This window comes from Coleofasciculus sp. F4-SAH-05, assembly GCF_040222985.1.
GTDB lineage: Bacteria > Cyanobacteriota > Cyanobacteriia > Cyanobacteriales > Coleofasciculaceae > Coleofasciculus > Coleofasciculus chthonoplastes.
On record NZ_JAVKBY010000270.1, the window covers coordinates 1 to 10080 of the forward strand.

The window sequence follows — 10080 nt, forward strand, 5'->3', positions numbered from 1 at the left end:
AGAAACTTGACCTGGTAAATTCAGATTGCCTGCTGCTAAGGTTAAATCTTGCCCGACAACTAAATTCCCCCGATTGGTAATAGACGCATTTGCCGAATTTTTCCCATATTGCAAGCCTGGGGTTACATTAATTGTCAGCAAGGGTGGGGCTTCTGGGTTCGTTGCACTAAACATCAACCCATTTTCAAATACCACTGAATCCGCCGTAGTTCCTACAAAGGAACCCGGTACATCCAGACGCGCCCCTTCACCAAAGATAATCCCATTAGGATTAAGTAAATATAACGACGCTTGTCCATTTACGCCCAAGGTTCCTAAGATGTTCGATATATCACTCCCCGTAACCCGACTGAAAATCGTTTCAATCCCCTGAGGATTGGCGAAATAAACCCGCCCACCTTGACTAACATTAAATTCTAATAAACTGTGGAACAGATTCGTGTCGCGAATTGCCCCCCCTTCAATCAAATCGGCGGGCAAACCTTTGATATCCACATTCGGTGTGACGATAGACTGTTCCGCCCCTAAGGTATTATCCGGTTGAATCTGCGCCAATGCGGGTGCAGCGACGGATGCGATCGCGCCCCATCCCACTATAATCAGGCTGAACCCCCATGGTCTATACCCTAACCCCTGGCTTGCCATATCCGTTAGATGGTAGATGATCTTGAAGAAGGCACTATTATACCTCAACTCAAGTCTAGATCATTTAAAACCGAGGGAACAGGGATATAGTCGGGTGGGCATTGCCCACCCGCTTGACGGGCGATTCTCTGCTAGGATGAAGCGTGGCTAAAATTGCTTATTCTGTATCGTCATCCAACTACTTATGCAACTCGAAGATTATTTTAATTTCCTCGCCCCTAACGACATTCGTCTCAAAGGAACTAGAGTAGGCATAGAAACCATTCTTTATGATTTCATTCATCGCGCCCGTACTCCAGAAGAAATTGCCCAAACTTATCCATCCCTAACCTTAGAGCAAGTCTATGCGACAATTCTCTATTACCTCCATAATAAAGAAGCTGTCAGTAAATATTTAGCCGACTGGTTAGAGTGGAATCACCAGCAAGTTAAAGCACAACACCTTAACCCATCGCCTACGGCTATTCGGATGCGGAAACTTAGAGCAGAACAAAGAAAGAAAAAGAAGAATGCTCAAGTATCTCCTAGATGAAAATGTAGACCCTAGCTATAAAATTCAACTACTAGGGCTAAAACTTTAATTCAATTAAAGTTAAACATGAGGACAAGGGAACAGGGAACAGGGAACAGTAAAGATTTGACACTTGTTAATATTTCTTAGTAGAGCGAACAGAATTTATGTCCAGGTACTTATAAGCTAAAGCTGACGGGGTAAATCTTTGAACCCGTTTTAACGGGTTTCAGCTTTTAGCCAGAACTTTAGTTCTAGGCTTAAGGAGCTTGCTTAACTAATGCGATCGCGTCCTTGAGATACCTTAAGATTAAGCAGGGATAATCCCATAATAACCAAGAACAGCACTAATCCAATCGTGCAAGCATAACCGATTTCCAAATCCGCAAACGCTTGCTCATACAAATAATAGACCACCGTTTTAGAACTATTGCGAGGTCCCCCTTGGGTCATAATATAAACTTCTTCAAACACCTTCGTCGCCGAAATCGCCGAAATGACCGCAACTAATGCCAAATAAGGACGCATTAAGGGAACCGTAATATCCCAATGTTTCCCATACCCATCCGCACCATCCAACGCCGCCGCTTCATAGAGTTGGTCAGGAATCGATTGCAAACCTGCCAGATAAATCACCATGTAATAGCCTAACCCCTTCCACACCGTAACAGCCATAACACTAAAAATCGCCCAATCTGGACTCGTCAGCCAGGGAATGCCCTCTTTAAACCCAATCCAACTGAGTATCTGATTAAATAAACCATTTTCCGCATAAAGCCACCGCCACGCAATTCCCGCCACCACCATCGAAACCACCACTGGAGTGTAATACGCCGCCCGAAACCAGCTTATCCCGCGCAGGTTCTGATTGACCAAAATCGCTAATCCTAAGGGAAGTGCGACTAAAATTGGCACAACGCCAATCAGATATAACACCGTGTTCCCCACCGTTTGCCAAAATACTCGGTCTTTCCCCAAACGTTGCAGATTCGCCAAGCCCACCCATTCAGGCATTTGGGTCAAATCATAGTCGTATTGCGTAAAACTCAGGTAAAAGGCTTGACAAGCGGGTAAAAATACTGTTATTCCCAAAATAACTAGGGCTGGGAGTAAAAAGAGGTACGGGGTTAACTTAGGCGGGATGACAAACGAATCCTTTGACATCTGAGATCCAAATTGTTAGGGAAAATAAAAATTTAATATCGTACTGTAGCATAGCTAACAGTTTCTTATTCTTAACCTTAGTCTAATCTTATTATTTACCTCACTATAACCCAATATTCCCTTATCTAAGTTGACAAGGTTGGGGGGGGTGAGATATTAGGGTGCATCTATCATCAACCCGATTATTGGCTTGGGCGAGGTAAACCAGGTTCAGCGACACCTGATTAGGAGTTGCGTTTAAAATATTGCACCTGCCGTTTTCTTCCCACCTTAAGCTTCAACCCACCGAACTAAACGCTAGCATTCCTCTCGCTTATGACCGGAAAAGAATTCCTGTCGATTGAACGTGAGTGGGTGGGAACTTACGGATAAGGGGACCAGATATTCACGCTGGGAAGCCAGGACGATTCCGGGAGTTAGGGTTGAACTCAAGACGCTTCTCGCATCGCGTCTGGCGTGATACCCAATCCGAGGAAGTTATCCCAAACGGGGGTACTTTTTTCCTTCTATTCCTTCTGCCATCTGCTTTGTCCCTACCAATGAGGAATTAACCCGAATTTAGTCTGAGGGACTTTCCCCGCACAATACGTTGGAGTTTTATGCCGCCGTGAAACATTTAGAAGTAAGCTACAGCCATTTATTGGAAAAAGATACACAACCGGAACTAAAGACAACCGTACTGGAACTTCTCAGTATCCCCACCCATCCCCAATCCACCAGGCGAGGAGACAGTGACACCGTATTGGGGCAAACGCTAGTGCAATCCATTCCCCTACCCTTGGTTATTGCTCGATTAAAGGATGGTGTTATTCTGTATGCTAACGAGCATTACAACTCAACCTTTGATCCCAGGCAACAGAAGCGTTCTAGAGTCAATCAACCCGTTTGCGATCGCCAAACTCTATCGTTCTATCACGATTCCGCCCAACGACAGCTCATATTACAGGGTTTAGTTAGCCAAGGCTATTTGCGGGATTACGCGATCAAAATGCCCAGTTGCCAGGGTAAGCCGATTTGGAGTCTGGTTTCTCTGCAACGGTTAACCTTTAAGCGGGAATCCGCCTTTCTTGCCATTTTCCAGCCGATTACGGACGACTCGCATCACCACGAATCCCTCCAATCCTTACCCCCATCACCTCAGGAAACAGCCCCATCATCCCAACCAACACGTCGCCAGTTAATTGCGAATGCCGTGTGTGAACAGGAGGTCAAATTTTGTACCTTAGCCGAAACCATTCCCGCTGCTGTCTTAATCTATCAAAGCAATCAGTTAATTTATGTCAATTCCACCGTCTGTGAAATTACCGGATACAGCCAATCGGAATTGTTAACCATGGATTTATGGGACTTGCTGCATCCGAGTAGCCACGCCTTCATGCCCAAACCATCCCGGAGTGAAACGGCGCACAGAGGCGCAAAACGTCGCGATGAAGTGCAAATCCTCACCAAAACCGGAGATAGGCGCTGGCTGGATACGAGTACCCGGATTATTGAGTTTCAAGGAAAACCTGCCATCCTTTTAAGTGCCTTTGATATCAGCAATTACAAGCAAGCGGAAGGGGCTTGGCAAGAAAGTCAGCGCACCCTAGCCACACTGATGGGCAATCTGCCCGGAATGGCGTATCGGTGTCGGGCGGATAGTCAATGGACAATGGAGTTTGTCAGTGAGGGCTGTTTTAATCTGCTACACTACAATCCCCGTGATTTGGTGGAAAATCGGGCATTAGTGTTCAGTGACGTGATTCATCCAGAAGACCGAAAACGGGTGAAGCAGGATGTGCAAGCCGCCGTTACTGAAAAACGACCCTATCAACTCGAATATCGGATTACTACAGCCACAGGGATTCAGAAATGGGTTTGGGAACAAGGGTGCGGCATTTTTTCTCGCCACGGAGAATTACAGGCTTTAGAGGGCTTTATTACCGATATTACCGAACGGAAATGGGCAACCGATGCCCTAGAACTCTTGCAAACCATGACCCAGGCGATTGGTGAAGCCCCAGATTTTCAGTCAGCCTTGTATGTCACCTTGAGCAAAGTGGGACAAGCCACCCATTGGGATTTGGGCGAAGCTTGGGTCAAACGTGCTAATGGGAAGGTCTTAGAATGTTCCACAATTTGGCGCAGAGTAGAGGAACAGCCCTTGAAGGCAGACGGTAAGGAGCAAGGTGTCACGGTAAAAGCAAATGATAACAGTTTAAGCGGACATGATCGGACATCTACTCACACCGATAAAGGCGCAGCCTCTCCCTATCCCCCTGTCTTAGCGTCTGAGGCGTCCACCCGGCAAGACTTTTGCCATTACAGTCCCGCCTTTACCTTTGCCTTAGGCTGTGGACTACCCGGACGAGTGTGGGCATCCCGTCGCCCAGAATGGATTCCCGATGTGTCCCGTGCGCCTCATTCCTCCTTCGTGCGTTCCTCTATAGCAAAGGCTTGTGGTCTGAAAGCGGGCTTTGCTGTACCGATTATCGCTCATAACCAGGTGCTGGCAGTATTAACGTTTTTCCGGTTTGAATCCCGGCAAACAGATCGGCGTTTGGTTAACTTGATTTCTACGGTAGCCGCCCAATTAGGAGTAGCGATTGAGCGCAAACAGGCGGAAGTGGCGTTGCGTTCCTCTGAGGCGGAGTTGCGGGCATTATTGGCGGCGATGACGGATTCTATCTTTGTTTTAGATGAAACAGGACGTTTCCTGAAAATTGCCCCGACGAATCCTGACCCCATGTTGTTGCCGAAAAATGCCAAAGACTTTGTGGGCAAAACCCTGGATCAAGTCTTTGGTACAACTCAAGCCAATCAGTTCTTGACCTATATCCAGGAAGCAATCGCCACGTCTTCGCGTTTGAATATTGAGTATAGTTTACCCGTGCGCGATCGCGAGGTTTGGTTTGCGGCGACGATTTCCCCCACCTTGGAAGACTCCGTGGTTTGGGTGGCACGGGATATTACGGAACGGAAACAGGCAGAACAGGCATTAAAACAAGCAGAAGCCAAATATCGCAGTATTTTTGAGAATGCCTTGGAAGGGATTTTCCAATCCACGGCTGATGGGCATTATATTAGCGCCAATCCTGCCCTTGCCCGTTTATACGGCTACTCCTCTGCCGATGAATTGATGGTGCGACTGACAGATATCGAACATCAGCTTTATGTTGATCCCCAGCGACGGGCGGAGTTTAGTCGGCTGTTGCAAGAAAATGATGCGGTAGCTGATTTTGAGTCCCAAGTCTATCGCAAAGATGGCAGCGTGATTTGGATTGCCGAAAATGCCCGTGCTGTTCGGGATATGACGACCGGGGAATTGCTGTATTACGAAGGTACGGTAGAAGATATCACCGAACATAAATTGGCAAAAGACCAACTGCAAACCCGGGCGTTTTACGATACCTTGACCGGATTGCCCAATCGGGCGTTATTTATGGATCGCTTAACTCATACCGTAGAGCGAGCCAAACGCCATCACACCTATCGCTTTGCCCTACTGTTTTTGGATTTAGATCGTTTCAAAGTGGTCAATGATAGTTTAGGGCACCTTCTTGGGGATCAACTGCTGATTGGCATTGCCCGTCGCTTAGAATCCTGTTTGCGGACAGAGGATACAGTGGCGCGATTGGGTGGGGATGAGTTTACCATCATGCTGGAGGATATTGAAGATATTCACCATGCAACCCGCGTGGCGGAACGGATTCAGCAAGAATTAGCCGCCCCATTTAATTTAGATGGACATGAAGTCTTTACCGGGGCGAGTGTCGGGATCGTTTTAAGTCGGGAGATCCGACAGGAGGGGGATATCATCAACTATGATTGTCCTGAAGATCTGTTGCGGGATGCCGATACCGCCCTCTACCGGGCAAAAGCATTAGGACGCTCCCGCTATGAGATATTTGACCTGACGATGCACCAAAATGCCCTCAGCGTCTTGCAGTTGGAAACCGAATTGCGGCGGGCGGTGGAAAACCAGGAATTTGAGATTTACTATCAGCCGATAGTCTCCCTCTCAACCCATCAGATTGCTGGGTTTGAGGCACTATTGCGTTGGCATCATCCTACCAGAGGATTAGTGTATCCCGGTGAGTTTATCCCCATGGCAGAGGAAACCGGATTAATTATTCCCATGGGGTGGTGGATGTTGCGCCAAGCCTGTCGTCAGTTAGAACTTTGGCATGATACGGTTCAGGACAGTGAACTTAATCAAGAACTGGCTCATCAGTTGACGATTTATGTCAATCTTTCCAGCAAACAGTTTTTACAACCCGAACTCCTAGAACACCTAGACAAAATTCTGCACGAGACCCATCTGCATTCGAGTCATTTAAAGTTGGAAATTACTGAAAGCTGTTTACTGGCAGACCCCGAGATAGCGGAAGAACGGCTCAAAGAATTACGCGATCGCCAAATTGGGTTATGTATTGATGATTTTGGTACAGGTTATTCGTCGTTAAGTTATTTGCATCGATTTCCGATTGATACGATTAAGATTGATCAGTCTTTGATTAGTAATATTGGCATCGAGGAACAAGGGCATTGTGAAGCAGGCATGAGCAATCGCACCAAAGGATTACCCTTGCAAATTGTCCGCACAATTATCATGTTGGCAGATAGCCTAGGAATGGAAGTGATTGCCGAAGGCGTAGAAACAAAAGAGCAATTGACTCAACTGCGGCTGCTGGATTGTGACTATGCTCAAGGGTATTTATTTCAAGCGCCCTTAGATGCGTTGACGGCGGGAAAACTGCGGGTTGAGCCTCAATGAGATGAAACGGATTCGGTGTGCGCCCTCAGATGGTGATCTACCCATCCACCAAGAGCGCCAAACGATATAGGTTTAATCGCACTGAAAAGCGTGCATTTTGGTATCACCGAAACCCTTGATATACCGTAGGGTGGGCATTGCCCACCAGAATACGAGAAGCATACCATTCGATATAAGTTTATATACCCACCAATAGCGCGATCGCTTATCCTAAATCTAGAAGCACAGATCAGTTAAGATAACCATGAGGCTGATCATCTCCAATGAACTCCTCCAAACCATCCAAACGTCAAAAGGTGGATTACTGGCTGATGTTAAAAGACATTGAAATCACTAATTTTAGATGCTTTGAAGCAACAAAAATTTCTGGATTTAAGAGAGTTAATTTAATTGGGGGTCAAAACCATGCTGGCAAGACGGCTTTGCTGGAAGCAATTTTATTGAATAATTGTCCTAAATCGATAACTATTATCGCACAGTTTAGAGATGATTAAAGCTTTTACAGAGACAGGAGTAAGTAAATATCCAGATCTTGGTGTCTATTTTGAAATTGCCAGAAAGCCTCGCAGTAATTCAATTATAGGAATTAATCGTGATCTAGAAACACTAAAATATGCTATAGAACATGGCAAAGGAGTGAGGGGTGAGTAACTTACTTATCGTTGAGAGCAAAAATGATAAGTTGTTCATGGAAGCCTTAATAGATAACTTGGATTATGTGTGGATGACTTTGGTACAGATTATTCGTCGTTAATAGGACTTACGGAAAGCCTCTATGTGTAGGGTGTGTTAGCGTAGCGTAACGCACCTTTGCCACGATATGTGGTGTAGCTGCGTAAGTCCTGGTTAAGTTGTCTGCACTGATTTCCGATTAAGCATTGACAGTGGGACAACTTTGAGTTAAGCGTCAATGAGATAACCATTCCGTGCATTTCTCCTGAGATAATGAATACCCTGACCAACATCAAGGAATAACAAAATGACTAAAACTGCATGGGTGTTTCCTGGACAGGGTTCTCAATCTGTCGGGATGGGAACCGACTTAGCCGATTTACCCCTGGCTCAAGCCAAATTTGCCCAAGCCCAGGAAATCTTAGGCTGGGACGTGCTAGAACTGTGCCAGAGTTCTGAAGAGAAACTGTCTCGCACTCTCTATACTCAACCCTGTCTCTATGTCATCGAAAGCATCCTAGCCGATATTATCCAGGAACAAGGACATCAACCGCACCTCGTCGCGGGTCATAGTTTGGGCGAATATGTAGCACTCTACGTGGCGGGTGTCTTCGACTTTGAGGCGGGGTTAAATTTGGTCAAACGTCGTGCTGAACTAATGGATAGTGCCTCAGGTGGCATGATGGCGGCTTTAATTGGATTTAATCAACAGCAGCTTGACCAATACATCCAGGAGCATGAGGATGTAGTCTTAGCCAATGATAATAGTCCAACCCAAGTCGTGATTTCTGGAACCCCCGATGCCGTAGAAGCATTACTCAATCAAGTGAAAGCCAAGCGAGTAGTACGGTTAAATGTATCTGGGGCATTTCACTCACCGTTCATGGCATCAGCCGCGACGGAGTTTCAAGGGGTGTTAGAGTCTGTTCCCTTTAGTGACGCGAAGATTCCAGTGTTATCCAATGCAGAACCTATACCTACCACAGAAGCGGCTGTCCTCAAGGAACGTCTCCAACGTCAAATGACGGGAAGTGTGCGCTGGCGAGAAATTTCATTACACCTGTCAGAGGAAGGGATTGAGAAAGTGGTAGAAATTGGTCCAGGAAAAGTTCTCACGGGTTTAATTAAACGGATGTGTCGGGATGCCGCCTTAAAAAATATCGGTAGCTTATCAGATTTGCCCGGTTAACCTATTAACCTATCGTTAACCTCAGGAATCTACTGTAGGTTATATATTTTCCATTTCCCTGTTATATCGCACTACGGGGATATGTTAGGACATTAGGTCATCCCAAGCAGGAACAGAGAACCGTAAAGAATGTCCTAACCTGCCAAGGTAGCTGCTATACATTTGCAAGCAGAGACAGGGAACCGTGTCAGCAGAACATCTATCAACCTCAAGGACTGCTAGCTATGTCCTATCGGTATCCAATTCGGTTAAGTTGGAAAATTTTCCTAATTCTCTTCAGCTTAGGCTTAATGGTGAGTTTAACCGGATACGTGGTGATTAAGCGTAACCGAGTGCATCACCTCACCATAGCCGCTGGGTCGAAACAAGGGGAAAGTTATATTTTCAGTCAGGCAATGGCACAAGTCGTTGCTAAATATAACCCGAAAATTCAGATCAAAGTCCTGGAAACCAAAGGTTCAAAGGCAAATATAATACTGCTAGAAGAGAAGAAAGTGCAACTGGCGACAGCCCAGGCGGATATCCCTGCCCTACCCTCGGCGCGGATTGTGTCTAAATTATTCCCTGATATGTTTCAGTTGGTTGTCCAAGCCAACTCTGGCATCAATCAAGTCTCCGATCTCAAGGGAAAACGGATTGGACTGCCAGGATACTGTTAGCTCATCAGAAGGTTGATTACAAGCTGATCCAAGAGATTACCAGCATTTTGTACGAGCGCCGCCGGGATTTAGCGGCTCTGATCCCGGAGGCATCCTACATCAGTCCCCCTAGCGTGTTGGTGGGGACGATTTTACCCATCCACCCCGGTGCCCAAGCTTACTACGATCGAGAGAAGCCATCCTTTCTGCAAGAGAATGCCGACTGGCTGGGTTTGTTACTGTCAATCGCGGTTGTGATCTGGTCTTGGGCTTGGCAGTTGAAATCCCAACTGGAACAGAAACAGAAAAACCAGGGTGATAACTATAATCAAGAGATTCTGGTGCTAATGAAACACATCGAATGCTTTGACACTCCCCGCCCTATAAGTGCGGGGATTCTTAGTTCCGCGACACACCTTACAATTATCTATCCTTGCGGCAATACTTAAACCAAACACCCGTAGAAAACTACCAAGTATTGAGCCTAATTTAGATAACTCCAGAG

At 46.3% G+C, this 10080-nt stretch carries 7 protein-coding genes and 1 pseudogene; 6 read left to right on the plus strand and 2 right to left on the minus strand.

Translation table 11 applies throughout. The annotated features are described in order from the left end of the window. Positions 1 to 645 (minus strand): filamentous hemagglutinin N-terminal domain-containing protein (locus RIG27_RS33175; RefSeq protein ID WP_446351298.1); only part of this gene is annotated, 645 nt, incomplete at its 3' end. A gap of 184 nt (positions 646 to 829) precedes the next feature. Between RIG27_RS33175 and RIG27_RS33180 the strand changes: the two genes are divergently transcribed. Then, positions 830 to 1177 carry a DUF433 domain-containing protein gene (locus RIG27_RS33180; protein ID WP_446351299.1) on the plus strand — a complete coding sequence of 116 codons (348 nt, stop codon included), beginning with the start codon at positions 830 to 832 and terminating at the stop codon, positions 1175 to 1177. Positions 1178 to 1429: 252 nt separating this feature from the next. Here RIG27_RS33180 and RIG27_RS33185 read toward each other — a convergent pair whose 3' ends face one another. Then, positions 1430 to 2320, minus strand: coding sequence for a carbohydrate ABC transporter permease (locus RIG27_RS33185; protein ID WP_446351300.1), 891 nt, complete (start codon positions 2318 to 2320; stop codon positions 1430 to 1432). Positions 2321 to 2927: 607 nt separating this feature from the next. Between RIG27_RS33185 and RIG27_RS33190 the strand changes: the two genes are divergently transcribed. From RIG27_RS33190 to RIG27_RS33210, 5 genes and pseudogenes are all read left to right on the plus strand, one after another. Beyond that, positions 2928 to 7076: an EAL domain-containing protein gene (locus RIG27_RS33190; protein ID WP_446351301.1), complete on the plus strand. Its 4149-nt coding sequence runs from the start codon at positions 2928 to 2930 to the stop codon at positions 7074 to 7076. A gap of 311 nt (positions 7077 to 7387) precedes the next feature. Next, positions 7388 to 7546, plus strand: a pseudogene (locus RIG27_RS33195) (AAA family ATPase); the annotation flags it as partial. Between the two features lie 509 nt (positions 7547 to 8055). Beyond that, positions 8056 to 8937 (plus strand): ACP S-malonyltransferase, encoded by an 882-nt coding sequence (gene fabD / locus RIG27_RS33200; RefSeq protein WP_446351302.1) that lies wholly within the window; start codon positions 8056 to 8058, stop codon positions 8935 to 8937. A 224-nt stretch (positions 8938 to 9161) separates the two neighbouring features. Next, positions 9162 to 9596 (plus strand): TAXI family TRAP transporter solute-binding subunit, encoded by a 435-nt coding sequence (locus RIG27_RS33205; RefSeq protein ID WP_446351303.1) that lies wholly within the window; start codon positions 9162 to 9164, stop codon positions 9594 to 9596. A 47-nt stretch (positions 9597 to 9643) separates the two neighbouring features. After that, positions 9644 to 10024: a hypothetical protein gene (locus tag RIG27_RS33210; protein WP_446351304.1), complete on the plus strand. Its 381-nt coding sequence runs from the start codon at positions 9644 to 9646 to the stop codon at positions 10022 to 10024. The last annotated feature ends 56 nt before the right edge of the window (positions 10025 to 10080 follow it).

Bases quoted from the DNA above. Each gene is read 5' to 3' on its own strand.
- RIG27_RS33180 (WP_446351299.1), top strand. From the start codon at position 830: ATGCAACTCGAAGATTATTTTAATTTCCTCGCCCCTAACGACATTCGT.
- RIG27_RS33185 (WP_446351300.1), bottom strand. From the start codon at position 2,320: ATGTCAAAGGATTCGTTTGTCATCCCGCCTAAGTTAACCCCGTACCTC.
- fabD (WP_446351302.1), top strand. From the start codon at position 8,056: ATGACTAAAACTGCATGGGTGTTTCCTGGACAGGGTTCTCAATCTGTC.
- RIG27_RS33205 (WP_446351303.1), top strand. From the start codon at position 9,162: ATGTCCTATCGGTATCCAATTCGGTTAAGTTGGAAAATTTTCCTAATT.